This window comes from Deltaproteobacteria bacterium (assembly GCA_021159305.1).
In the GTDB taxonomy this organism is placed as follows: Bacteria; Campylobacterota_A; Desulfurellia; order JAGGSF01; family JAGGSF01; genus JAGGSF01.
Window position 1 is genome coordinate 1 of the sequence record JAGGSB010000089.1, and the last position, 25216, is coordinate 25216.

Annotated in this window: 23 protein-coding genes; 17 read left to right on the forward strand and 6 right to left on the reverse strand. The window is 36.8% G+C overall.

Annotation, left to right across the window (positions count from 1 at the left end; genetic code table 11):
- The 9 genes from J7J10_05865 to J7J10_05905 form a co-directional block, all read left to right on the forward strand.
- The coding region (locus J7J10_05865; protein ID MCD6130455.1) for an aminopeptidase P family protein at window positions 1–817 on the forward strand (817 nt) is incomplete at its 5' end.
- 1 nt (window position 818) lies between these two features.
- Window positions 819–1382 (forward strand): elongation factor P, encoded by a 564-nt coding sequence (efp, locus tag J7J10_05870; GenBank protein ID MCD6130456.1) that lies wholly within the window; start codon window positions 819–821, stop codon window positions 1380–1382.
- Between the two features lie 32 nt (window positions 1383–1414).
- Window positions 1415–2509 carry an MFS transporter gene (locus tag J7J10_05875; protein MCD6130457.1) on the forward strand — a complete coding sequence of 365 codons (1095 nt, stop codon included), beginning with the start codon at window positions 1415–1417 and terminating at the stop codon, window positions 2507–2509.
- Window positions 2496–3509, forward strand: a complete 1014-nt coding sequence (locus J7J10_05880; GenBank protein ID MCD6130458.1) for an isocitrate/isopropylmalate dehydrogenase family protein — start codon at window positions 2496–2498, stop codon at window positions 3507–3509. Before J7J10_05875 ends, J7J10_05880 begins: the two co-directional genes overlap by 14 nt.
- Complete coding sequence (locus tag J7J10_05885; protein MCD6130459.1) at window positions 3506–3775, forward strand: SemiSWEET transporter; 270 nt, start codon at window positions 3506–3508, stop codon at window positions 3773–3775. The genes J7J10_05880 and J7J10_05885 overlap by 4 nt, the downstream gene beginning before the upstream one ends.
- A gap of 2 nt (window positions 3776–3777) precedes the next feature.
- Window positions 3778–4695, forward strand: a complete 918-nt coding sequence (locus J7J10_05890) for a glycine--tRNA ligase subunit alpha (GenBank protein ID MCD6130460.1) — start codon at window positions 3778–3780, stop codon at window positions 4693–4695.
- The gene (locus J7J10_05895; GenBank protein MCD6130461.1) at window positions 4695–6716 is read left to right on the forward strand and encodes a glycine--tRNA ligase subunit beta; all 2022 of its coding nucleotides are present in this window, start codon (window positions 4695–4697) and stop codon (window positions 6714–6716) included. The genes J7J10_05890 and J7J10_05895 overlap by 1 nt, the downstream gene beginning before the upstream one ends.
- Window positions 6717–6718: 2 nt before the next feature.
- Window positions 6719–8179, forward strand: coding sequence for an IMP dehydrogenase (gene guaB, locus J7J10_05900; GenBank protein ID MCD6130462.1), 1461 nt, complete (start codon window positions 6719–6721; stop codon window positions 8177–8179).
- A complete protein-coding gene (locus tag J7J10_05905) occupies window positions 8167–9009 on the forward strand; it encodes an exodeoxyribonuclease VII large subunit (protein ID MCD6130463.1) in 843 nt (280 codons plus the stop codon). The genes guaB and J7J10_05905 overlap by 13 nt, the downstream gene beginning before the upstream one ends.
- Here J7J10_05905 and J7J10_05910 read toward each other — a convergent pair.
- The 3 genes from J7J10_05910 to J7J10_05920 form a co-directional block, all read right to left on the reverse strand.
- A complete protein-coding gene (locus J7J10_05910) occupies window positions 9004–9267 on the reverse strand; it encodes a DUF1844 domain-containing protein (GenBank protein MCD6130464.1) in 264 nt (87 codons plus the stop codon). The genes J7J10_05905 and J7J10_05910 overlap by 6 nt on opposite strands.
- Entirely contained in the window at window positions 9257–9637 is a 381-nt protein-coding gene (queD, locus tag J7J10_05915; protein MCD6130465.1) for a 6-carboxytetrahydropterin synthase QueD, read from the reverse strand. The genes J7J10_05910 and queD overlap by 11 nt, the downstream gene beginning before the upstream one ends.
- 63 nt (window positions 9638–9700) lie before the next feature.
- Window positions 9701–10753, reverse strand: a complete 1053-nt coding sequence (locus J7J10_05920; GenBank protein ID MCD6130466.1) for a site-specific DNA-methyltransferase — start codon at window positions 10751–10753, stop codon at window positions 9701–9703.
- A gap of 135 nt (window positions 10754–10888) precedes the next feature.
- Here J7J10_05920 and J7J10_05925 point away from each other — a divergent pair, with 135 nt between their 5' ends.
- The 5 genes from J7J10_05925 (at window position 10889) to J7J10_05945 (ending at window position 16255) form a co-directional block, all read left to right on the forward strand.
- Complete coding sequence (locus tag J7J10_05925) at window positions 10889–11809, forward strand: aldolase (protein ID MCD6130467.1); 921 nt, start codon at window positions 10889–10891, stop codon at window positions 11807–11809.
- Between the two features lie 10 nt (window positions 11810–11819).
- Entirely contained in the window at window positions 11820–14195 is a 2376-nt protein-coding gene (ppsA, locus tag J7J10_05930; protein ID MCD6130468.1) for a phosphoenolpyruvate synthase, read from the forward strand.
- A 79-nt stretch (window positions 14196–14274) separates the two neighbouring features.
- Window positions 14275–14517, forward strand: a complete 243-nt coding sequence (locus tag J7J10_05935) for an NrdH-redoxin (GenBank protein ID MCD6130469.1) — start codon at window positions 14275–14277, stop codon at window positions 14515–14517.
- Window positions 14514–15815, forward strand: coding sequence for a phenylacetate--CoA ligase (locus J7J10_05940; protein MCD6130470.1), 1302 nt, complete (start codon window positions 14514–14516; stop codon window positions 15813–15815). Before J7J10_05935 ends, J7J10_05940 begins: the two co-directional genes overlap by 4 nt.
- Window positions 15816–15823: 8 nt before the next feature.
- The gene (locus J7J10_05945; GenBank protein ID MCD6130471.1) at window positions 15824–16255 is read left to right on the forward strand and encodes an amino acid-binding protein; all 432 of its coding nucleotides are present in this window, start codon (window positions 15824–15826) and stop codon (window positions 16253–16255) included.
- Window positions 16256–16257: 2 nt separating this feature from the next.
- Here the strand turns inward: J7J10_05945 and J7J10_05950 are convergent, their stop codons facing one another.
- From J7J10_05950 to J7J10_05960, 3 genes are read right to left on the reverse strand one after another with little or no spacing between them, the layout of a single operon-like run.
- Window positions 16258–19176 (reverse strand): AsmA-like C-terminal domain-containing protein, encoded by a 2919-nt coding sequence (locus J7J10_05950; protein MCD6130472.1) that lies wholly within the window; start codon window positions 19174–19176, stop codon window positions 16258–16260.
- 30 nt (window positions 19177–19206) lie between these two features.
- Window positions 19207–20700: a DHA2 family efflux MFS transporter permease subunit gene (locus J7J10_05955; protein ID MCD6130473.1), complete on the reverse strand. Its 1494-nt coding sequence runs from the start codon at window positions 20698–20700 to the stop codon at window positions 19207–19209.
- Entirely contained in the window at window positions 20697–21662 is a 966-nt protein-coding gene (locus J7J10_05960) for an HlyD family secretion protein (GenBank protein MCD6130474.1), read from the reverse strand. The genes J7J10_05955 and J7J10_05960 overlap by 4 nt, the downstream gene beginning before the upstream one ends.
- A 112-nt stretch (window positions 21663–21774) precedes the next feature.
- Here J7J10_05960 and J7J10_05965 point away from each other — a divergent pair, with 112 nt between their 5' ends.
- The 3 genes from J7J10_05965 to J7J10_05975 are packed head-to-tail and all read left to right on the forward strand — an operon-like array spanning window position 21775 to window position 25120.
- Window positions 21775–23085 (forward strand): TolC family protein, encoded by a 1311-nt coding sequence (locus J7J10_05965; protein MCD6130475.1) that lies wholly within the window; start codon window positions 21775–21777, stop codon window positions 23083–23085.
- On the forward strand, window positions 23070–24167 hold the full coding sequence (locus tag J7J10_05970) for an efflux RND transporter periplasmic adaptor subunit (protein ID MCD6130476.1): 1098 nt from the start codon (window positions 23070–23072) through the stop codon (window positions 24165–24167). Before J7J10_05965 ends, J7J10_05970 begins: the two co-directional genes overlap by 16 nt.
- Window positions 24164–25120: a DUF3187 family protein gene (locus J7J10_05975; protein MCD6130477.1), complete on the forward strand. Its 957-nt coding sequence runs from the start codon at window positions 24164–24166 to the stop codon at window positions 25118–25120. The genes J7J10_05970 and J7J10_05975 overlap by 4 nt, the downstream gene beginning before the upstream one ends.
- Window positions 25121–25216: the final 96 nt, after the last annotated feature.

The window sequence follows — 25216 nt, forward strand, 5'->3', positions numbered from 1 at the left end:
GAAACAAAAAATTAAAGAAATAGGGGTTGAAAGAATAGCTTATGATAATGGTGAACTCAGCATAGCCCTATATGAAAATTTAAAACAAGATTTTGAAATGATAGGCGTAAAAGATGAAATAAGAAAAATAAGAATGATAAAGGATAAAGAGGAGATAAAAAAGATAAAGAGAGCTGCATCTATTGCCAGAAACGCGTTTATGAACGTTTTCCCCTATGTAAAACCGGGGGCGACAGAGAAAGAAATTGCCGATGAGCTTTCCTATCAGATGAGAAAATGCGGTGCAGACGGGGAAGCATTTCCCACCATTGTGGCTTCTGGTGTGCATACTTCATTTCCTCATTTCACACCTTCCGATAAAAAGATAGAGGATGGGGACTTTGTGGTAATAGATTTTGGTGCATGTGCGGATGGGTATAATTCTGATTGCACCTATACATTGCTCATGGGCAAAAAAACAGACGAAAAAAGAGAAATCTACAATGCCGTATTCTATGCTCAAACCTATGCTATAGAGGCGGCTTACGCCGGCGTTAAAGCCAGTGATGTAGACAAGGAGGCGCGCAATTATCTCAAAAAACTAAACTATGATAAATATTTTATACATTCTACAGGACATGGCGTTGGACTACAGGTTCATGAGCTACCGAATATTTCACCACAGAGTGATATAATTATTGAAGATAATATGGTGTTTACTGTTGAGCCTGGAGTGTATATTCCTGGTAAATTTGGTGTGAGATTAGAACAAATGATACATATAAATGGCAAGAGAGTGGAAATGATAGCTTTTGCCCCATTCTCAGAGGTGATGTGAAATGATTGCTACAAACGAATTTAAAAGAGGAGCAAAAGTAGAAATTGATGGTGAACCATTAGAAATTTTAGAGTATGAACATGTAAAACCCGGGAAGGGGCCGGCCTTTGTGCGAGTGAGGTTTAGAAATTTGAAAACGGGAAATGTAATGGAAAAAACATTTAGGGCAGGAGCGAAATTAGAAGAGGCAAATGTGGAGGAAAGAAGAATGACTTACCTTTATAGAGAAAAGGATGTCTTTCATTTTATGGATTCTTCTACATTTGAAGATGTTATTATTCCCGAACAAATAATAAAAAACAATGTCGGCATTTTACAGGAAAATGCAGAAGTAAGTGTAATTTTACACGACGATTCCCCTATCGACTTAATCTTCCCTAATTTTGTAGAGTTAAAGATAGTAAAAACAGAACATGGACTAAAGGGAGACACTGCTGCGGGGGCAACAAAACCTGCTACATTAGAAACGGGAATGGTATTACAAGTACCTTTATTCGTCAAAGAAGATGATGTAATAAAGATTGATACCCGTACCAAAACATATGTAGAAAGGGTAAATAGTTGAAAAAAACACCACTTCTTGTCCTTCTATTCACTTTGGCATTTGCTCATTTTATAAACGACTGGTATTCCATGTGTATTCCTCCCATCATTCCGGTGATAAGAAAACTCTATACCATCAATTACTTTCAAGCCGGCATTGTGGCTACCATGCCTTACCTTACGGCTGCAATACTGCAGTTGCCGGTAGCTCATTTCACAGAAAAACGAGGGATAAGAAAATTGGTACTTATCTTTGGCTTTCTCATCTTGGCTGTTTCTTATTTTCTGTTCAGCTTCAGTAGAACCTACATGTTTATGCTGATTACCGCTCTCTTTATCGGTGTAGGTCTTTCTGCTTATCACCCTCAAGCGATAGGAATTCTCTCTTTTAGATTCAAGGGAAGAAAGGGAGGAGCATTGGGTATCCATGGCGCTGGAGGTTCATTGGGCTTTGCCGCCGGTCCTATAATTGTAGGCCTTCTCTTCTCCTGGATGGGATTTAAAGGGCTGCATTTGTTGATTGTCCCTGGTATTGTTGTGGCTTTACTCATATATTTTCTCATCCATATAGAAGAAAAACCCATTGCATCCAGTTTTAAAAGTGCCATTACCTCGAGAGCATTACTCATTGGATTTGTTGCTATGGTTACACCGTTTTTTTCCCGCGGCGTTTCCGCATTCATGCCCGCCTTTCTATATTACAAAGGAGAAACCCTACTTACGGCTAATCTACATACAGGTTTTATGCTCATCATAGGTGTTGCCGCCCAGCCCTTGGGCGGTTTTTTATCCGATATATTAGGAAGAAGAACAATAATTGTCACAAGCTATACCTTAAGTGGTATATTGTTACTCTTATTCGTCAATCATCCTTGTCTCTCAATTTTAATTATCTATGGATTTTTCGTTTTCTTGCCGGTAGCAGTGAGACATGCCTTTGCGGCAGAAGCAGGAGGGAAAAAGATAGACACCAATATTGCCGTTATGTATACCATGGTAATGGTGGGCTCCTCTATCTCTCCTGCTCTAATAGGCAAACTTATAGATGCTCTTGGGTTTGAGGTTGCCTTTTCTATCATCACCTTAGTGGCTTTTGCAGGAGCAGCCCTTGCCTTATTTATTAGACCGGCAAAAAATGAAAGTATATGATATCTCTGTAATAAGAGGTGATGGCATAGGTCCTACTATTATAGATGCAGCGGTCTTTATATTGAAAGAGACAGGTAAAAAATTTAATTTCTCTTTGAACTATCATTACATAGATGCAGGTGCAAATACCTTTCTCCGTTGTGAGAAAAATATCACGGAACAATCCCTCAAAGAAATAAGCCAAACGGAGGCATTGTTAAAGGGTCCAACCGGACTCCCCTGGATAAGAAGAAAAGATGGCACGGAAGCTGGTCTGTTGGGTGGTATTTTGCGACCCAGGTTTGATTTATATGCAAACATCAGACCGATAAGAACTATAGATGGTAATATAGATTATATTATTGTGAGAGAAAATACGGAGGGATTATATTTAGCCAGAGGGAAGGGTGTTCGGACAAGGGATGCAGTAGCAGATATTTTACTCTTAACAAGAATGGGGTGTGAAAGAATATCCCGCTTTGCGTTTGAGCTGGCAAAGAGAGAAAATAGAAAAAAGGTAACACTGATTGTCAAGAGTAATGTTTTGGTAAGTATGGCATTCTTTGAAAAGATATTCTTCAATGTGGCGAAAAAATATAAAGACATAGAAGCAGAAAGGATATATACGGATGCCGCCTGCTATAAGATGGTTGCAGAACCCGAACATTTTCAGGTGATAGTAACAGAAAACTTCATTGGAGACATGATCAGTGATTTGGGAGGAGGGACAATAGGTGGGATGGGGCTTTGCCCCTCTGTGAACATTGGAGAGAAATTCGCTTATTTTGAAGCCGCACATGGTTCTGCACCGGACATAGATAAAAATAAAGCCAATCCTGTAGCCATAATTTTATCTTCCGCCATGATGCTAAATTTTATTGGCGAAAAAGAGGCAGGATGTGTTCTTAAAGAAAAGATATATACCTTTTTAAAGACACATACCTCAATATTTACAAAACAAGGTAGGCTAAAGAACTATACAACACAAAAATTTGCAGAAAAATTAGCAGAGACAATATGAATATAATTGCAGTCGCTATAGGCAGCACAGCGGCAGTGCTTACTACATTTAGTTTTCTTCCTCAATTCATCCGCCTTCTGAAAACAAGAGAAATAAGAGGGCTAAGTACCCACATGCTATTTCAGATGGCAACCGGTCTTTTCCTGTGGACCGTATACGGTATATTAAAAAAAGATATAGTAATAATCTTGGCTAACCTTGTAGGATTTGCTATTATGCTTTCTACGATTATTATTTATTTTATGATAAAAAAATACAAGAGGTGAACATGTGTAATAATTTGCTTAGCACTACTGGAGGCAGTTTTCAAGACAAAAGACAAAACCGTTTGCTTGAAACTGCCAAAGGCAGTTTTCAAGACATGCTTTTAAAATTGCATAAATTCTGGAAAGAAAGGGAATGTGCAATTATCCAGCCCTACGATGTAGAGACAGGGGCAGGCACATTTCATCCTGCCACTTTTTTAAAGGCATTAGGGAAAGAGCCCTGGAGGTGTGCTTATGTAGCACCTTCCAGAAGACCCACGGACGGAAGATATGGTGAAAATCCTAATCGCCTCCAGCACTATTATCAATACCAGGTTATACTGAAACCATCACCGCTGGATGTTCAAAACATATATCTGGATAGCCTCTATGCGTTGGGAATAGATTTAAAAAAACATGATGTGCGATTTGTAGAGGACAATTGGGAATCCCCCACCTTAGGTGCAGGAGGATTGGGATGGGAAGTGTGGTTAGATGGCATGGAAATCACACAGTTTACCTATTTTCAACAAATAGGAGGTTACAATCTCTATCCCATAACATGTGAGATAACCTACGGTACGGAGCGCATCGCCATGGTTCTACAGAATGTAGACAATGTATACGACCTAAAATGGAACAAGGATCTCACCTATGGTGATATACACAAGCATGATGAGTGGGAATATTCTACTTACAACTTTGAAGTGGCAGATATAAAAACGCTCTTTAAATTATTTGAAATGTATGAACAGGAATGCCAAAAGGTATTAAAGAGAAACTTAGTAAAACCCGCTTATGACCTGTGTTTGAAATGTTCTCATCTATTCAATCTGCTAGATGCCAGAGGTGCTATCAGCACCGCGGAACGAACAACATTCATAAGCAGGATAAGAACGCTGGCTCAGGGATGTGCAAAACTGTATGTTGAGGGTAAATAATGGAATTATTATACGAAATATTTACAGAAGAATTACCTGCTTTTGAGATTATGAAATTGGAAAAAGAAGGAAAAAAAATAATAACGACCATTTTTGACGAGCACAATATAAACTGTGAGGACATTGATATATGTTGCACACCAAAGAGGATTACCGTTTTTTCCGATATTTCACCAGTAACAATAGTGAAAGAGGAAAAAATATACGGACCCCCAGAACAGGTAGCATTTGAAAATGGTGAACCCACAAATGCCTTAAGGGGTTTCTTAAAAAAGATGCAGGCCACCATAGAGGATATAAAGATAGAGAAAAAGGGAAAGAAAAGATATGTATTTTTGCTGAAAAGAGGGGAGAGAAAAGATGTAAAGCCATTTCTATCTTCTGTCTTGAAAGAATTCACAGATTCCATACCATTTAAAAGAAAGATGAAATGGAGCGATAAACTGTATAGTTTCTCCAGGCCCATACACAATCTTCTGGCAATTTGTGATGGTGAAGTAGTAGACTTAGAAATTGCAGGCATAAAGGCGAACAATTTTACATACGGTCATAGGTTTTTAGCTAATAAGATGGAGATTAAAAACAAAGAAGGGTACATAGACGCATTAAAAGATTCCTTTGTTTTACTAAACTCTAAACAAAGAAAAGATAGAATTCTAAACGAATTTAAAAAAATAGAACAAAATTATAATATTTCTGTAGTGAAAGACGATGCATTATTAAATGAGACAATATTCTTAAATGAGTATCCTCAACCAATATTGGGTGAGTTTGATAAAACTTTTCTTGTCTTACCAAAGGCTGTGCTCATCACCTCCATGAAGAATCACGAAAAATGCTTTGCCGTAGAAGATGAAAAACAGAATTTACTTTCTTATTTTGTAGCAGTGGCAGACAATCCGTTTTTAGATGAGGATGTGGTAAAAAAAGGATATCAAAAGGTGCTTTCTGCTCGCTTTAATGATGCTCTGTTTTTCTATAAAGAGGATACAAGAAAGCCGTTATCAGATTTTGTATCCAGGCTCAGCGGAGTTGTATTTCATGAAAAGTTAGGAAGAATGAATGAAAAGGTAGAAAGGCTTGAAAAGTTATCATCATATATAGCTGAAAGACTAAAACAAGATAAAGAAACGGTAAAAAGGGCAGCTCATCTGTGTAAAGCAGACCTCGTAACACAGATGGTATGTGAATTTCCTGAATTGCAGGGCGTAATGGGGGAAGAATATGCCTTAAAAAGCGGAGAAGAAAAAGGTGTTGCTCAAGCCATATACGAACACTATCTTCCCAGGAGGGTAGGGGATGCGTTGCCTCAAACAGACGTAGGCGCTATTCTTTCTATCTCTGAAAGAATAGATAATATAACAGGTGGTTTTTTGGCAGGATTGGAACCTACTGGCGAAAAAGATCCCTACGCTTTGAGGAGAGCCTGTATTGGATTAATCAGGATTGTTATAGACAGAGGTTATTTTCTTTCTATTCCTCAGATTGTAGATTATGCAAGCTCTCTTTACAAAGAAAAAAGCCCTCTTTCCAATCTATTGGAATTTGTAAAAAAGCGTCTTGTAGAATATCTTACAACCAATTTTGATCTTCGATTTGATGTGATAATGTCTGTGCTGGGTAAAGATTTTTCTGATATATATGATGCTTATATAAGAACCTTTGTAATTAAAGATTTAGAGGAGAAATACTTCCTTATGTTTAAACGGGTACTGAATATCATCCCTGAGTCTTTCAATAAAACAGCGGTAGAAGAAAAACTATTAGAAGAAAAAGAAGAAATAGAGCTATACAAAGAATTTACACAAAAAGAGGAAGAGATAAAAAAATTAAAAGAACAAAAGAAATATAAAGAACTCCTATCCGTTCTGTGTTCATTTAAAGAAAAAATAGATGCTTTCTTTGATCATGTAATGGTCATGGCAGAAGAAGAAACGCTGAAGGAGAACAGGTTAAAACTTTTATGTAATTTAAGAAAAGTTTTTTTGTATATAGCAAATTTTGAAAGAATAGAGGTGTGAAGATGCTGAGAGTAAAAGATAAGCCTGGTTTGACCTTTGATGATGTTCTGGTTGTCCCCCGTAAATCTAGTGTTATTCCGCGGGATGTAGACACCTCAGTAAACCTTACTCCGGACATCCACCTAAATATTCCGATTATCAGTGCGGCTATGGATACTGTAACAGAGCATAGGTTGGCCATAGCAATGGCAAGACACGGAGGATTGGGAATAATTCATCGCAACATGACCGCTCGAGAACAAGCGGAACAAGTGAGAAGGGTGAAAAAATCGGAAAGTGGAATGATTTTAGAACCGATAACCATAAAACCTAATCAAACGATCAAGGAAGCCCTGGTCCTTATGAGTGAGTATCACATCTCTGGTATCCCTGTTATAAACGACAATAAAAAGCTTTTAGGCATCATAACCAACCGTGATATAATATTTGAAAAGGATTATTCAAAGCAGGTAGAGGAAGTAATGACAAGAGAAAACTTAGTTGTTGCACCGGTGGGAACAACATTGGAAGAAGCGGAAAACTACTTGAGAAAGAGTAAGATAGAAAAATTGCCTATTGTAGATAATGAGTTTAAACTGAAGGGACTTATAACCATAAAGGATATAAGAAAGAGAAGGGAATATCCTCATGCAACGAAGGATACCCATGGGAGACTGATGGTAGGAGCAGCGGTGGGCACCAAAGATCTGATAGAAAGAACAGAACAACTGGTAGAAGCAAGGGTGGATTTAGTAGTAGTGGATTCCGCTCACGGACATTCACAGATGGTCTTAAATGGTGTGGAAAAATTAAGAAAAAGATTTCCCTCCTTAAATATTGTTGCTGGTAATGTAGCCACAAAAGAGGGAGTAAGAAGCCTAATAGAGGCAGGAGCGAATATCGTAAAGGTAGGTATTGGGCCTGGGTCTATCTGCACCACACGGGTGATAGCAGGAGTAGGTGTTCCACAGATTACAGCTATTGCCGAGTGTACAGAAGAAGCGGAGAAATGCGGTGTGAAAATAATTGCAGATGGTGGAATTAGGTATTCTGGCGATATTGTAAAAGCCCTTGTTGCTGGAGCAAGCACAATAATGGTAGGCAGTATCTTTGCCGGAACAGAGGAAAGCCCGGGTGAATCTATCATCTATCAGGGAAGAAAGTACAAGGTTTATCGAGGCATGGGTTCGTTGGGTGTAATGGAACAAGGGACAAGAGATAGATACTTTCAGGAAGACATAGGCATAGCAAAGCTTGTTCCGGAAGGAATAGAGGGCAGAGTTCCATACAAAGGAATGGTAGGAGATGTTTTATATCAACTTGTAGGAGGGCTAAAATCTGGGATGGGATATGCAGGATGCAAAACGATTGAAGAGTTGCGTACAAAACCAGAATTTATACCCATTACCTACGCCGGGCTAAGAGAGAGTCATGTGCATAATATAATTATTACCAGAGAGGCACCAAACTATTGGTTAGAGTAATCCGTCTAATATCTATTGTCTGTTTACTGATTATTGTATGTTCGATATCGCAAGCCAGGGATATTGAAATATACTTTACCCCCAATGAAAAAGCAGTTTACATCATAGGACAATATATAGAAGAGGCCAAGAAAAGCATTGATGTTGCCATGTATTGTTTTACGTCAAGGAAATTAGCCTGGAAAATCGCCGATGCTAAAAAAAGAGGGGTCAAAATAAGGGTTTTGATGGATGCACGCCAGGGTAATTTCTTAGAGAACAAATATACAAAATCTCTATTTCTTAAAAAAAGAGGGGTGGATGTAAGATTTGCAAAGCCTTGTGTTTATAAGGATTTCGAGGGCATAATGCACAACAAGTTTACCATTATAGATAAAAAGATTGTCATTACCGGCTCATTTAACTGGACGGCATCTGCCTATACAAGAAACAATGAAAATATAGTGGTTTTAAAAAGAGTAGATGTAGCCAACCTATACGAACAAAATTTTGAAAAATTATGGAAGAAAAGTCAGCTTTTAAAGTTCAATGTAGAATCGTTAAAAGTAATAAATGCGGAAGATGTAGACGAGATACTGGCAAACACTGAAAAATATGTCAGAATAAGAGGAAAAATTTCAGAGGTTTACTTTTCTCCGTCTCACACCTGTTTTTTGCATTTTCAAAACAACAAACAGTTAAAGATTGTCATATTCAAAAATACACAAATGCACTATGATCCTGCTATTGTGCATGGGAAAACAGTAGAGATATGGGGCAGAATATCCAATACAGAAAAATACGGATTAGAAATAATCATAGACCTACCAGAACAGATAAGAATATTATAAACTATTACCCTTGTTTTTTTGAGTAATAAAAGCTGCTCTTAAATCATATAAAGCATCTTCCAGTATTTTTATTTCTTCATCGGCAAGGTTGCCTCGCGTTTTTTCCTTTAATACTTCCAAAAGACCGATAGTTCCTCTTGCCGATTCTAAGCTCTCTATCTTCTTACCACTAAACGGATCAGCTACCATTCCTAACTGCACATAGCCTGCTTGAGCAAGGGACAAAACAAGCTGGGTAAATGTAGGTTTATCTTTCATCTTCTTCTCCAATATAGGTTGCTTTAGAATTATCACTTTCCCATACAGCAACGCATTTCATCTTACAATTGTTATCAACTCTGTTTTTCATCTCCATGTAGATAAAACGGGCAATTTCCTCTGAGGTGGGGTTTACGCTTTTAAAGTAGGGAAGCTCATTTAGAAAAGTATGGTCTAATTTCTTCAGTATATCTCTCAGTATTTGTTTAATCTCTTTGAAATCCATGCCAATAGACAGTTTATTTAACCTTTTGCAGCTGATGGTTACCTCTACCTTAAAATTATGCCCATGTAGCTTTTCACACGGTCCCTGATAATTTCTCAGGCTATGAGCCGCAGAAAAAGATTCTATCGCCGTCAATTCAAACATTGCAACATCCCATATAATGATTGAGCATATATTGTTTTTCCATCTAACCTCATACTTTTCACCTTACCATAATTTAGCCTGGTAATTTTTAAGACTTTTTATTGCATCATATGCAATATCGGGATCTGTTTCATATCCTATTCCATTGCGTTTTAAATCTGCCGCAGTTAAAAGTGTAGTTCCAGAACCAGCAAAAGGGTCAAGAATTGTTTCGCCAACGTAACTAAATGCCTTAATTATTCTAAATGGGAGTTTATAGGGGAACGGTGCTATATGATTTCTTCTACCCCCACTACCCTGGGGTTTCATTACCCAAACATCACTCTTTTTTATAGATAGCCAGAATTCCTTATCTAACTTTGATTGTTCTTTTTGTTCCTTGGTTAAATGTTTATATTTGTTAAAACCTTTTTTCTCAGGTTTATCAAACTCTAAAATGAATTCGTGCATATTATTTATCAAAATTCCACCTGGATATGGATAGCTTCCAAAATGTGCCCTTACAGCATTTGTTTTGTGCCACACTATATCTCTTTTAAAAATAAATCCTATTTTTTCGCAAACATTTATCGTTCTGCCTACCAAATTCAAGGTTCTGAAACTTCCATTTTCCAGTCTGATAGGAAGGTTCATTATGTTTATGAATGCCTTCCTTCCTGGCTGTAAAACTCTGTAAACTTCTTTCCATACCTCGCCTATTTTTTCAAACCATTCATCAACATCATGGATATTGCCAAGGTCACCCTCAATCGGCTCCCTTGAGTACATCTTTGTATCAAAATATGGTGGCGATGTGACCATTAAATGGATACTATCATCTGGCAAATCATCCATCTTCATAGAATTTTTCACAAAAACTTTTTGAGTTGTTTTATTTATTTCAATAATATTTACCTTCTCAATGTCTATTTTATTTTTTTGAGGTTTATATTTAAAATTTGCCTCATACCCTTTTAACTCTTTTAAATCAAAACGCATTTGTCCACTTGCAGCAATTTGCGTCTTAATAAGTTGTTTGTTCGCAAGATTATGAAGCATCTTAACAGAGATACCCAAAAATTTAGCTGATTCAATCGCTGAAAGATATGCTCTATTTTTATAATCTTTTGGTTCCATTATAACTAAATATAACCAAAGAGGGTTTAGTTTGCAAGACAAACGACTTTGTCATTTGCTTGCAAACACCAAAGGTGTTTGCAAGAACTTGAAAAAGAGATAAAATATAACAGGTTTTAAATTTAGGAGGCTCTTATGAAAATAACAGTTCCTTTAGGTGTTCCGTTGGAAGTAGAAGATATATATGTCAGAAATTATCAAATGATAACCAGAGAAACAGGTAGATTGATGCTCTTTGCAGGTGACCAGAAAGTAGAACATCTGAATAATGATTTTTACGGAGAGAATATTCATATAGATGATGCAAATCCCGAACATTTATTCAAAATCGCCACTAAAGCTAAAATCGGTGTTTTTGCCACACAGTTAGGGCTTGTCTCTTTATATGGCCGAGATTATCCGAATATTCCCTATCTTGTAAAGCTGAATTCTAAGACCAATCTCATCAAAACCAATCAGGTGGATCCTATATCAAGACAGTGGATAGATATAGAACAGATAATTCAATTCAAAAAACAAAGTGGTCTTAGAATTGTGGGTGTAGGGTATACCATCTATCTGGGCAGTGAATACGAAAGTCAGATGCTGAGAGAGGCGGCACAGGTGGTATATGAAGCCCATCAAAATGGACTCATTACGGTTTTATGGATATATCCTCGAGGAAAAGCGGTAAAAGATGAAAAAGATCCTCATCTGATTGCAGGTGCTACCGGTGTAGGGGCCTGCCTGGGTTCTGATTTTGTTAAGGTAAATTATCCAAAACAGCAGGAAAAGGAATCCAAAGAGATATTTAAGGAAGCAATAATGGCTGCAGGCAGGACAAAGGTTCTGTGTGCAGGCGGACCCAGTGTTGATGTTAAAGCATTTCTTCAAAGACTACATGATCAGATATTCATAAGTGGAGCAGCAGGAAATGCCACCGGCAGGAACATCCATCAAAAATCGCTAAAAGAAGCTATAAGGATGTGTAATGCCATATCTGCGGTCACCTATAAGGGAATGGAGGCTGAAGAGGCAATGTTAATCTATAAAGGTAAAAAGGAGCTATTTATTTAAGGGAGTCAAAATGAAATATATAAAATGGTTTAAGGAAATCGGTATAGAAGAGGTGTCTCTGGTGGGAGGAAAAAACGCTTCATTGGGAGAGATGTATCGCAATCTCACCCCTGAGGGAGTAAAGATTCCCAATGGTTTTGCCATTACTGCGGAAGCTTACCGGTATGTGATAGAATCATCCGGAATTCTACAAAAAATGAAAGATATATTAGCAGATATCAACAAAGATGATCTAAAGGACTTTGCACATAGGGGACACGCCATAAGAGAGCTGATCTACAGTTCCCCTTTTCCGAAAGATCTGTCCAGAGAGATTATAGATGCTTACCAAATATTGTGTGAAGAATATGGGTCAGACACAGATGTGGCGGTGAGGAGCAGCGCCACTGCAGAAGATCTTCCCACCGCATCTTTCGCCGGACAGCTGGATACTTATCTAAATATCAAAGGTGGCAGTCAACTATTAGATGCCTGCCACCGCTGTTTTGCCTCGTTATTTACCGATAGAGCTATTTCCTATCGTATTGACAAAGGCTTTGATCACTTCAAGGTAGCACTCTCCATAGGCATAATGAAGATGGTGCGTTCCGATTTGGCTACCAGCGGGGTAACGTTTACTCTGGATACGGAAACGGGTTTCCGAGATGTAGTATTTATCACCGCCATTTATGGACTGGGAGAGAATATCGTGCAGGGAGTGGTAAATCCTGATGAGTATTATGTTTTTAAACCTACCCTTCGTAAAGGATATAAAGCTATCATTAGAAAAAAGCTGGGAGACAAGAAGATAAAGATGATATATGGTCGGGGCAGCACAAGGATATTTACCCGCAACATTGAAGTGCCTGATACAGACAGAAAACGTTTTTGTCTCTCTGATGACGATATCCTGGCATTAGCCAGAGATGCCACACTTATAGAAGACCATTATAAAAAACCTATGGATATCGAGTGGGCAAAAGATGGAATAAGTAAGGATTTATTTATAGTTCAGGCTCGCCCTGAAACCGTTCAATCTCAAAAAGCTATGGATGTTTTAGAAACTTACCACTTAGAAAAAACATCTCCTGTACTGGTTAAGGGTAAAAGTGTAGGTGAAAAGATTGCGGCAGGAAAGGCTTATGTAATTAAAGATGCTTCACAACTCAATCGATTTAAAAAAGGTGGAATTTTAGTATCCGATGCAACCACTCCTGATTGGGAGCCCATAATGAAAACAGCCTCTGCTATTATTACCAATCGTGGGGGCAGGACCTGCCATGCGGCTATTGTGAGTCGTGAGTTGGGAATTCCTGCAGTAGTGGGAACGAGAAGGGCTACGGAAAAAATAAGAGATAAACAAGAGGTAACCGTAAATTGTGCCGAAGGAGATGAAGGTAAGGTTTATGATAAGATATTACCTTTTCATGTAGAAAGGATTTCACTGAAAAATATAAAGAGACCAAAGACAGAAATTATGATGAATTTGGGGAATCCGGAGATGGCTTTTTCACTTTCCATGATTCCCAATGACGGGATAGGACTGGCACGCATGGAATTTATCATCTCAAGCTGGATAAAGATTCATCCCATGGTCCTCATTCATCCCGAGAAAATAACCGATATATCCATCAAGGAAGAAATAGAGGATTTAACATTCGGCTATAAGGATAAGAAAATGTATTTTGTGGATAGGCTGGCAGAAGGAGTGGGAACGATAGCCGCTGCTTTCTATCCAAAACCTGTAATTGTGCGCATGAGTGATTTTAAATCCAATGAGTATGCTTCTCTCATCGGTGGAAAGTATTTTGAACCGCAAGAAAGCAATCCCATGATCGGTTTCAGAGGAGCGTCTCGTTATTACGATGAAAAATATCGTGAAGGATTTGCATTGGAGTGTCAAGCCATGAAAAAAGTAAGAGAAGAGATGGGTCTTGTAAATGTGAAACTGATGATTCCCTTCTGCCGCAGGATTGAAGAAGGGAAAAGGGTGATACAAGAGATGGAGAAAAACGGTTTAAAGAAGGGGAAAAACGGATTGGAGATATATGTTATGTGTGAAATCCCAAACAATATAATCCTTATTGATGAATTCAGCAAGATATTCGATGGTTTCTCTATTGGTTCTAACGATCTTACCCAACTTGTTCTCGGAGTGGATAGAGACTCAGCACTGGTTGCTCGTGATTTTGATGAAAGAGACCCAGGAGTGATGCAGATGGTTGCAATGGCTATCCGGGGAGCAAGAAGAAACAGGCGCCATATTGGTATATGTGGGCAGGCTCCCAGTGACTATCCAGAATTCGCACAATTTTTGGTGCGAGAAGGAATCGATTCTATCTCCCTAAATCCGGATTCTGTAATGAAAACGACACTAAAGATAATAGAAGTAGAAAAGAATAAATAACCTTATTAAGGAATATTGCTTTTTTTCGCACTTTGTGTATATTTATGCGTATTTAAGAGGGCAAAATGGAGGCTTTGAAATGAGAGTAGTAGTATTCACAGGTCCTGGATGTTCATGGTGTAAGAAGGTGAAAGATTATTTAAAGAGAAATCATATTTCTTTTAAAGAAATAGATGTGTCGAGAAACGCAAGTGCACAGAAAGATATAATAAGAATGACAGGGCAAATGGGTGTTCCTGTAGTTCTAATCGGCTCAAGAACCGTGGTAGGTTTTAATAAAAGTAAAATTGATAAATTATTAGGATTGAGGAAACAGGCATGATTTACGACGATGAGATGGAAACATTACCTCGAGAAGCATTAGAAGCATTACAGTTAAAAAGATTAAAGGCACTGTTGGAAAGGGTCTATGCAACGGTGCCTTTCTACAGAAGGAAATTTGATGAATGTGGTGTAAAACCAGAGGATATAAACAGCCTTTCTGATTTAAGGAAACTACCTTTTACTACAAAGGATGACTTAAGAGAAAATTATCCCTTTAATATGCTTGCTGTGCCTATGGAACAGGTAATAAGAATTCATGCTTCAAGTGGAACAACAGGTAAACCTACTGTTATCTGCCACTCAAGAAGAGATATAGAAACATGGGCAAATTTGGCGGCGCGTTCTCTTATGGCAACCGGTGTAGAAAAAGGAGATATTATTCAGAATGCATATGGATATGGTTTATTCACAGGTGGTCTGGGCGCTCACTATGGAGCAGAGAAGGTTGGAGCAGCAACAATACCTATGTCGGGAGGAAATACAAAACTGCAGATACAGGTTATGCATGATTTCAAATCCACTGTTTTAACCTGCACTCCATCTTATTCTCTCTATCTGGGTGAAATGGCAGAAGAGATGGGCTACAGTAAAGATGATATTTATTTAAGAATAGGCGTTTTAGGGGCAGAACCGTGGAGTGAAAATATCCGCAAACAGATAGAGGGGAAATTAGGGATAGATGCTCTGGACATCTATGGATTGAGCGAGATGATGGGACCGGGGGTGGCCATTGAATGTAAAGAGGCAAAACACGGCTTACATATCTGGGAAGATCATTTCATTCCGGAAATTATCAACCCTGATACAGGAGAAGTTTTGCCAGAGGGTGAAGAGGGAGAACTTGTTATAACCACGCTGACTCGTGAGGCAACACCTCTTATAAGATATAGGACAAAGGATATCACTTATCTAATTAAAGAACCCTGTATATGTGGCAGAACACACAGGCGTATTGCCCGCATCAGTGGAAGAACAGATGATATGCTGATCATAAGAGGAGTAAATGTCTTTCCCTCTCAGATAGAACAGGTGCTGATGCAGGTCGAAGGTGTAGAACCACACTATCAATTGATAATAGACAGCGAAAAGGGTCTAACTACATTAGAGGTAAGGGTAGAAGTAAGCGAGAATGTTTTCTCTGACGAGGTGAAAAAATTGGAGAATTTGAAAAACAAAATTCAAGCAGAAATAAAGGAACACTGTATGATAACAACAAAGGTGACCTTAGCAGAACCAAAGAGTATTGAGCGCAGTGTAGGTAAGGCAAAAAGGATAATTGACAAAAGAAAAATATAGGGGGAAATATGATTGTAGAACAGGTATCCGTATTTTTGGAAAACAGAGCAGGAAGACTGTTGGAGGTAGCAAAGCTTTTAGGAGAAAATAACATAAATATAAGGGCATTGTGTGTTGCCGATACTTCGGATTTTGGTATTCTACGCATGATTGTTAATGATACAGATAAAGCAATATCTATCTTAAAAGATGCAAATTTCTCGGTTGCCAAAACACCTGTTGTTGCAGTAAAGGTAGAAGATGAACCTGGTGGATTAGCTCATACTTTAAGTGCTCTTCTTAAAGCAGGATTAAATGTAGAATATACATACGCTTCTCTAACTCGTGAAAAAGACAAGGCAATACTCATCTTTAAGATAGAAAATGTTGAACAAGCAATAGACAAACTATCTCAACAAAATATAGAAGTTTTAACAGAAGAAGAGGTAAAAAAGATATAGTTTTAAAATAAATGTAAGGGGGAAGTTAAGGTTCTTTTTATCATATTAAACATGCCTTTGCTTAAAGATGTAAGAGGAACGGGATAAGCTGTCATGCTGTCATCGATTTTGCCTTTTACGCGGAATGATAAACCGGTGAAGCTCTTTTCTTTTCCGCCTATAATCCATCCTAAGACAGGAATAGAAGAAATGATTCTATTTATAGTTCTAAATGTAGTGAAAGTAACAATACCATTTATATATTTGTCTGAAAGTCTGTAATCTCCTGCGAAAAACATATTCAGTTTTTTTCCTCTTATTATCAATGGATTCTCATCTTTTATACTAAGCAAACCATTATTCAACTTCATATTGACAACAATCTCCTTATAAACCAGTCCTTTTTCTATTTGTGGGAAATTTAGAGTAAGAAACTCGGCAATATTTGTTATACCGAATATTTTGTACAATGCAGGAAAACGCTTTATCTCTCCTCTTTTCGCCTCGATCTTTATTTCTCCTTTTACATTGTTTAAATTAATTTTTCTGTCTGTCTTTATAAACCCACTTCCCTGAACATATTCCGTTTTCACAGAGGAGGCAAAAAGTTGCCTGAATAAAGTATTATCTTTAAAGGCAAAGTGAATAATGGGCTGTTTTTCAAAATTTATAGTGCAAACAAAAAGAAAATAGGGAGCAAAAGAACGAATATAAAGTGTATTATCTTCAAAATTCACATTCGCACATACATCCTCTATCACCGCAGTCATCTCTTCATTTTCAAACCTTAACCTTTTAATGGCAACATTCACATTGAATGAAACATTTTTGGGGATAAAGGGAAGAATGATTTCTTTTCTCTGTTTATTAGAAGACAGTAAAAAATTGTCTGTTTTTACATCACCGTGAAGGATATAATTCTTATTTCTTTTTTCTCCATCAACCGAAAATGTCAATTCATTGCCTTCATACACCATTTTACCTTCAGGAATATGTATATGATTTTTTTGCGAATATACGGTGAATGAAGCATCATCTATACCCCATTCTGTCTTTAATTTCTCCACATCTAATTTTCCTTCTATTTGAGGATACAGATTTATAGAACCAGAAATTAAAGCAGATTCTATTGGAAACTGATATTGGATGAAGTTTTGTAAAACAGCAGGGTTGAAACGATTAAATGTTAAATGACAGAAGACAGGCTCAAATTCTCGGGACAATTTTATTTCTCCTTCCATCTGCCCGGATTTATCTCTTACACTAAAATGTTCGATATTGGTATAATCTTTAGTGTGCATGCCGCAAACAGAAACCGAAAGGTTGTCTAAGGGCGTGAACTTTACAGTGAAAAAATATTTCTTAAAGTCTCCCTCAACTGTAAAATCCCCTGAAATGGCAGTATCTATGTTGAGATATTGAGGAAAATACTGCTTTGATAAGATGTTGCTGTCTTTTTTGTTTAACTTTGCCTTAGCCTTAATGAAAAATCTTTCTTCAGGAAAAACCATTGATGCACGGTCTATAAAAATTTTAGAGCTATATATACCGCAATCACCTTTATCAACCAATACAGAAATAGTTGAAGGCAAAGTTCTCTTTATCTCCCAATTTCCATCTGTATATTTGATATAAGGAAAATTCTTAGACCTTATAGAGGTATTCTTTAAACTTAGTTTTACATCGTAGGGAAAATAGGGATAAGAATGCCACTGATAATTCTTTAAAGAAACAACGGAAAAAACATGCCCTTTAAATTCTATATCTTCAACCTTTGATAAGATATCATCCGGAATGACAACAAATTTAAGAAAATCTATTGCTTTCTTATCTATTTGCCCCTCAAGTTTTAAAAGCATATTGCAGGGATAATGCTTTTTTCTATATATGATGAGTTGAGAATCTCTCTTTACATCCACTTTACTGAATCTTCCCTTATCTACATTGATAACTATTTTGTCCGGTTTTACATCTATGTTTGCAGATACACCTTTAAAGAAATCTGTATGTTCTTCTACCCTGAAAGAAAGACTATTCACCGTCATTTTTCCTGTTTTAACTACATCCAGAGAATCTGTTTTACCTTTCAGGTGAAGTTTGTCTATCTTTATACTGTAAGATAAAAGGTAATTCTCATAAACCTTAGGCAATTCAGGACTTATATATAAAACAATGGGGTCTATTTCTTTCTTTTCTATAAACGGTGTAGATACATCAAGAGAAACAGATTTTTTTTCAAAATTTACATTCCCTCTTATCTTATATCCATTCTTAGATGAAAGATAAATATCCTTTAACGATTTCTCATCTATATCTGCCTTAGCCTTTAAACCTTCAAGAGAAAGAGAAATCCATTTCAAATAACGAGCAGAAAGGACAATCTTCCCATCAGAAAAGTCAGGCTGACCCCAATAGGAAAACTCAGCATCATCTATCTTTATATTTTTTCCATGAACAGAACCTGAAAAGTAAAATTTTATTCTTTTCCCTAAGTGAGCTTTTACTCTTCCAGAGGCATCAATTTTTCTTGCTTCATCCCTTATACAGGCATGTTCAACAACTATATTTAAAAGATAGGGAATCTCCAATTTCCCTTTTTTTACTTTTCTGGCTATATTTACATTCGCTTTTTCTATATGAACACTACTTACAAATTTCTTTCCTGAGATAACCGACAAAACAGCTTGAAATGGAGAAATCCTGCTTTCTATGTGTTCAGCGGTAATATTACTATCTACAGACAACCTTCTTACAGCAATAACAAGATATGGAAAATGAGAAGAACATCTTACATCTTCCAATTTTATGTTTTCTGAGACTATCTTTTCTTTAATCAATTTTTCCGCATAATTGGGCAAGACAAACTGCCAGCTTAGAAATCCAGCTAAAATCAGAATAATTAGAACAAAAATAACAATCCTTAGAGATTTAAACTTACGCATGCATTATATACTAATGCACTTATATCCAGTTTACAATGTTTTCTTCAGTAAAAACAAAAGAGGCAAAAGACCGAGAAAAATGAGAGAATTAATAAAAAAAGCATCATTGTAAGCGAGCATGGAGGATTGTTTTCCCAATTCCTGATAGATAAGATAATGTGCCTGATGTGTAGAGAGGTGTAGAAGATGAGATATTTTGTCTGTAGCTTGCTGAAAAACTATGTTGGCAGGATTAAATTGTTCTGAAAGGTGAAAATGATGAAATTGCGTTCTATGAGAAAAAATGTTGCTAACAAAGGCAATACCAAAACTTCCACCCAGGCTACGCAAAAAATTAAATATTGCGGTGGCATTACCCATAACCTCTCTCTTTATCCCCATAAATGTAACTACAGCTAAAGGAGTAAAGAAGAAAGCGAGACCTGCTCCCTGAATAATTCGGGGATAAACTATACTCCAGAAATCTGCATATAGATTAAAATGCGCCATAAGGTTTAAGGCATAAGCATTTAAAACAATGGCAACAGCTAAAAGAATGCGGCAATCTATTTTCCTGGTAAGAAGTCCCACCATAGGCAAAAGGATGATTTCAGCTACACCTGCCGGACCTAAGACCAACCCTGCCCAGAGTGCCGTATAATTCATAAGTTTCTGCACATACATGGGAAGGAGAACAACACTACCAAAAAAGGCAAAAAATCCTAAAAATGCAATCAAACAACCCGAACTATAGGAAAGATCTTTAAATATTTTTAAATTGACAACAGGCTGTTTTACCTTCAACTCATTTATAATAAATCCCACAAAAAAAATAACGGAGACAACAAGGAGACAAACAATTAAAGAAGAACTAAACCAATCTTTGATCTCTCCTCTATCCAGCATTATCTGCAAACAGGTTACACCTATTATCATAAAAATAAATCCTGACCAATCTATTTTCCTTATATGTTGGCGAATATAGGGAGGATCAAAGATAAACAGAGATATGAGGATGATGCTAATGATACATATAGGTATGTTAATATAGAATATCCAGGGCCATCCCCAGTTATCCGTAATCCATCCCCCTAAGATAGGACCAACGATAGGAGCGACTACAATGCCCATACTGAATATAGCCATTGCCATACCATATTCTTTCTTGGGAAATGACTCTAATAAAATAGATTGAGAGAGTGGCTGCATTCCTCCACCCCCTAAACCTTGCAGTGTTCTAAATAGAACCAATAGGGTTAAGCTTTTAGACATGCCACAGGCTAAGGAACTGATAGCAAAAAGTAAAACCGAAAAAAGAAGATAATTCTTACGGCCAAAGACATTGGACAACCAACCAGCAGATAAAATGGTGATGGCAGTGGCTACAATATATAAAGTGAGAACCCATGTAACTTCATTCAGGCTAACATTCAAAGAACCCTGAATATGCGGCAGTGAAACATTCACCACCGTAGAATCCATGATCATCATGAATGTGGGCAACATAACGGTAATGGTTACAAACCATTTGTTTACCTGTTTCATTTTGAAAGAATAGTCACCTTAGCAGACATGCCTATCCTCAAAAGAGGGACATCTTCACAGAAAACAATCTTTACTGGCACCCTCTGCACAACCTTTATCCAATTTCCGGATGCATTTTCTGGAGGAAAGAGGGAAAATGCTGCTCCTGTTCCTGCCATGATGCTTTCTACATAACCATGAAATCTCTTTTTGGGATAAGCATCTATTTTTATTATTGCCTTTAAGCCTTTTTTTATGTGGTGGAGTTTTGTTTCCTTATAATTTGCCTCTATCCATACATCTTTGGTGTTTACCAGAGAAAGAAGAGGCACGCCTATTTTAACATAATTTCCTGCTTCTACATTCTTTTTGACAACAAACCCCCCTATTGGTGCATAGATACAGGTATAAGCTTTATTCAGTAATGCTTCATTTAGTTGTGCTCTTTTTTGTTTGATTAGACTTTTTTGAACAGCAAAGAGGGCTTTTTTCTGGTTTACGCTCTCTTTAACAAAATCATATTCTGCCTGTGCTATTTTTGACCCGGTAAGCATATGTTCATAATTTTGTTTAGATAAGGCATTTTTTTTGTAGAGATTCTTTGCTCTTTTCCAATCCAATTGAGTTTGTTCAAGTTTTGCCTTCTTTAAAGTAAGTTGAGCTAAAGTTGCATCTATCTCTTTTTTTATTTCATTTAATCGTTTCTTTTCTAAATCTAACGATGCCTCTTTTTCTTTTACCTTTATTCCGAATGGTTTTTTATCCAGAATTACGAGCAGTTTGCCCTCTTTTACCCATTGATTTTCTTCTACCAATACCTTTTTTACCACTCCATTTACCCTTGAACTGATCCAGTGAATATGCCCCTGAACATAGGCATCAGTTGTAGTAATGTGTGTTTTTTTGTAATGCAAACCGTAGATTAAACCAACAACTACAACGAGCAAGAAAACAATAATAAAAGAAATTTTCTTTTTCTTCATTTACATACACATAGCAAACTTAGATAATTCCGTCAATTAAAAGATAGAAATTTCTTTTTATTCATGGTATATACGAAGGATATATATTAAGGTGTGAAGGGGGTGAGCAAAAATGTACTCTAAAAAGGGAATATGCCTTTGTATCTCTGTTTTTGTCTTGTTTTTTTTCTGCACGGCAGAAGCATTTACGCTGGATGATGCTATAAGATGGGCTTCACAAAACCACCATGCTATAAAAAAAGAAGAACAACTCATAAGAAGCTGGCAAGCACAGAAAAATGCCTACAAGAAAGAGTTTTTCCCTGCTCTCTCCATAGATTACTCATATGTGAGATTGGGTAAGCAACCTTATTCTAAAAAGACAGGAGCATATACTGGAGACAGAAATAAATATGATATGGATGTAACATTAGGAGGGCCCCTGTTCACTGGTTTTTACCTCCTGTCTCAATACAAATGGGCAGGAGTAAATATAGAAAAACAAGGAACCATTAAAGAACTCGCTCAATTAAATGTGGAAACAAAAGTAAAGATAGCTTATTTTAATATACTCTATCAAAAGAGAATTTTAGAGACAAAAGAAGAAGCGGTAACGCAACTCAAAGCGCACATGCAGGATGCAGAAAAGTTTTATGAAAATGGCTTAATTCCGTTAAATGACCTCTTAAAATCTCAGGTTTCATATGCCAATGCATTAGAGGAAAGGAGAAAGGCAAAAAGTGCATATATCATCGCTCAAGCAGAGTTAGAAAGACTTATGGGGGAAAAACCTACGCAGGAAATAACGGATATATCCGATTATAAAACATTTTCTTTACCTCAAAGATTACTTATTCAATGGGGGGAACAGGAAAGACCGGAACTTAAAGCCCTGAAACTCTCCGTAAAGGAAAGTAAATATTTGGTAAAGATGAGGGAAAGTGATTATTATCCTCATATAAGTTATTTTACCAAATATGAAAGAAGTGGATACAATCCAACAGCCTCTAAAAACAGGTATAGGTATAATTCTATCTGTAGTGGAGGAATAAATGCATCCTGGGATATCTTTGAATGGGGGAAAACAAGAAATGAGGTTCAATCTGAAAAGGCAAAAAGCTTCTCTTTGCAAGAAGCATATCTAGATATGCTGGATGAGATAAAAATGGATATAAAAAGAGCCTATGAAGATGTAGCGGTTAGCTTAGGAAACATTGAATTGGCAAAGGTAGCCTTAAAGCAGGCAAAGGAAAATTACAGAATCACAGATTTGCGGTACAAAGAGCAGGTTACTACATCAACAGAGGTATTAGATGCCCGCACTCTCCTGTCTCAATCCGAAGCAAACTACTATGGTGCCTTATACGGTTATTTCAATGCTTTGGCTCGTTTGGAAAGAACAGTAGGAAAAAGAGATATCGCAAATAAATGCATCGTATGGTAGAAAAAACAAAGATAAAGATATTGCTGATTATTATTAGCATATTGGTTGTAATTTTCATCCCTTTCATTTATCACAAGTTTCATTACCAAGCTACACATTACATAATAAAAGATGCTTCTGTAAGCACAGATATAGTAAATGTGGGGGCACAATCTGTTTCTGGTCGCATCAAAAAGCTGTATGCAACTGAAACAGACAGTGTGAAAAAGGGTATGCTCCTGGCACTTATTGAGGATACGAATTACAAGAATGAAATGGATTTGCGAAGGATACAGGTAGATATTGCTCAAACAAATTATGAAAAAATAAAAAACTTGTGTGAAAAGATAGAAAAAATGATTAAGGATAACAACTTAGAAATTTCTTATTATGACATATTTTCCTCACAACAATACACAAAGCAACCAGAAGAATCCTATAACTTAGAAAAAGATAAATTAAAAGAAGCTCTCTTGCAACTTGATATTGCAATCTCCCATCTCAAAAAGGCCGAGAAAGATTATAAAAGATATTCCAAATTGTTTAAAGAACATGCTGTCTCGCGGATACAATTTAATGCCGTCTTTCGCAATTATAATATGACAAAAGCAGAACTGGATGCAAAAAAGACAAATTTAATCAATGACTTACTTTATAGTAAAAAAAAGTCACTAAAAGAATTGGAAAAAGCAAAAAAGATATGGGAATTAGCTCAATATAAATTTGCTCAAACCCGGATTACATCTCCATTAAATGGTATAATAGCAAAGAAATTTCTGAATGAAGGGGATTTTGTTTCCCAGGGAACAGCCATTTATGCAATTTATGACCCAAACAATATATTCGTTATCGCCAACTTAAAAGCGATAAAATTGAAATATGCAAAACTCAATGAAACAGTAGACATAAAAGCAGGTGGTTACAAACGCAAGTTTAATGGTAAGATAGTAAAGATAGGTAACATTGCTACAGCAGAGAATACTTCAAAAGCTGAAAATTCCGCACGGAAAATATTGATAAAAATAAAGATATTGAATGATGATAAACATTTGTTGAAACCAGGCATGCCTGTAATTATAGTTATTAAACGAGGCGTTAAATGATAAAAAAGTTATTACTTTTAGTTGTCTTTTTCCTTGTATTTCCCACTATTTCATACTGTGGTGAGCTTGATGGTCCCCTCTCTACGACAGTAAATTATCCACCTCAAATGATGTTTTTATCCTTTTCTCCCGATACAGTAAGTGTAGTAGAAAAAGGGAAAACGAAATATTCTTTAAATGTTGAATATTCAAATGTATTCCAACGCCAGGAAAAATCAAAAAACAGTATAATCTGCGATTTAGAGATGATGAATGTAACCGGTATATTCACCTACGGCATTTTAGAAAATCTACAGTGGGATATACATCTACCGATTATATTTGTCGGCGGCGGGTTTTTAGATGGTCCCATAGATTCTTTCCATGAGACACTTAATTTGTCCAGAGGAGAAAGAAGGCATGCCTCTAAAAATAAGGTGCGATACCTGCTTAAAGTTGACGGAAAGGATGTCTTTGATGTTCACAAGACGGATGTTCTGCAAGGCAATATTTCCTCCTTTATAAAATGGAGAATGGGAGAAAATTGGGCTTTGAGGGGAGGAATAAAATTGCCTACAGCGGCAAAAAGTAAAGGCTTCGGCAGCAAAAAAGTAGATATTGGTTTAGACCTTGCTTTTGAGCACGCAATTCTTCCATCTGTTAACATGCATACTAACCTAAACTATACATATATAGGAGAACCTTCCTTTGTTCACACAAAGCATTACCGCTGCGGCGGTTCCTTTGGCATAAATGCCTCATTAACAAAAAACACCCATATTATAACTCAATACAGCTTTTTACAGAGCCCGTTTAGAACAGGCTTGCGCAAACTGGACAAAGTATCTCACCAGATTACAGGTGGCATGAGATACAAAAAAGAAGGAAGGTGTATAGATATATTTATCACAGAAGACATTGCTCCGTATAGTACAACACCAGACATTACTATTGGTACTACTCTTACCTTTTAAAATATAATTACTGCTGCAGATTAAGTGAATTTGCAAGAATGACTTAGTTATTCTACTTTTATCTCTATAGTCTGAGAATCTTTTTCTTTATATTCT

Excerpts from the sequence above, each read along its gene's own strand:
- J7J10_05975 (MCD6130477.1), top strand. The coding sequence starts at position 24,164 with ATGATAAAAAAGTTATTACTTTTAGTTGTCTTTTTCCTTGTATTTCCC.
- J7J10_05885 (MCD6130459.1), top strand. The coding sequence starts at position 3,506 with ATGAATATAATTGCAGTCGCTATAGGCAGCACAGCGGCAGTGCTTACT.
- J7J10_05940 (MCD6130470.1), top strand. The coding sequence starts at position 14,514 with ATGATTTACGACGATGAGATGGAAACATTACCTCGAGAAGCATTAGAA.
- J7J10_05960 (MCD6130474.1), bottom strand. The coding sequence starts at position 21,662 with ATGAAGAAAAAGAAAATTTCTTTTATTATTGTTTTCTTGCTCGTTGTA.
- J7J10_05920 (MCD6130466.1), bottom strand. The coding sequence starts at position 10,753 with ATGGAACCAAAAGATTATAAAAATAGAGCATATCTTTCAGCGATTGAA.
- J7J10_05880 (MCD6130458.1), top strand. The coding sequence starts at position 2,496 with ATGAAAGTATATGATATCTCTGTAATAAGAGGTGATGGCATAGGTCCT.
- J7J10_05950 (MCD6130472.1), bottom strand. The coding sequence starts at position 19,176 with ATGCGTAAGTTTAAATCTCTAAGGATTGTTATTTTTGTTCTAATTATT.
- J7J10_05955 (MCD6130473.1), bottom strand. The coding sequence starts at position 20,700 with ATGAAACAGGTAAACAAATGGTTTGTAACCATTACCGTTATGTTGCCC.
- J7J10_05945 (MCD6130471.1), top strand. The coding sequence starts at position 15,824 with ATGATTGTAGAACAGGTATCCGTATTTTTGGAAAACAGAGCAGGAAGA.
- queD (MCD6130465.1), bottom strand. The coding sequence starts at position 9,637 with ATGTTTGAATTGACGGCGATAGAATCTTTTTCTGCGGCTCATAGCCTG.
- J7J10_05970 (MCD6130476.1), top strand. The coding sequence starts at position 23,070 with ATGCATCGTATGGTAGAAAAAACAAAGATAAAGATATTGCTGATTATT.
- J7J10_05935 (MCD6130469.1), top strand. The coding sequence starts at position 14,275 with ATGAGAGTAGTAGTATTCACAGGTCCTGGATGTTCATGGTGTAAGAAG.
- J7J10_05925 (MCD6130467.1), top strand. The coding sequence starts at position 10,889 with ATGAAAATAACAGTTCCTTTAGGTGTTCCGTTGGAAGTAGAAGATATA.
- ppsA (MCD6130468.1), top strand. The coding sequence starts at position 11,820 with ATGAAATATATAAAATGGTTTAAGGAAATCGGTATAGAAGAGGTGTCT.
- J7J10_05910 (MCD6130464.1), bottom strand. The coding sequence starts at position 9,267 with ATGAAAGATAAACCTACATTTACCCAGCTTGTTTTGTCCCTTGCTCAA.
- J7J10_05890 (MCD6130460.1), top strand. The coding sequence starts at position 3,778 with ATGTGTAATAATTTGCTTAGCACTACTGGAGGCAGTTTTCAAGACAAA.
- efp (MCD6130456.1), top strand. The coding sequence starts at position 819 with ATGATTGCTACAAACGAATTTAAAAGAGGAGCAAAAGTAGAAATTGAT.
- J7J10_05895 (MCD6130461.1), top strand. The coding sequence starts at position 4,695 with ATGGAATTATTATACGAAATATTTACAGAAGAATTACCTGCTTTTGAG.
- J7J10_05965 (MCD6130475.1), top strand. The coding sequence starts at position 21,775 with ATGTACTCTAAAAAGGGAATATGCCTTTGTATCTCTGTTTTTGTCTTG.
- guaB (MCD6130462.1), top strand. The coding sequence starts at position 6,719 with ATGCTGAGAGTAAAAGATAAGCCTGGTTTGACCTTTGATGATGTTCTG.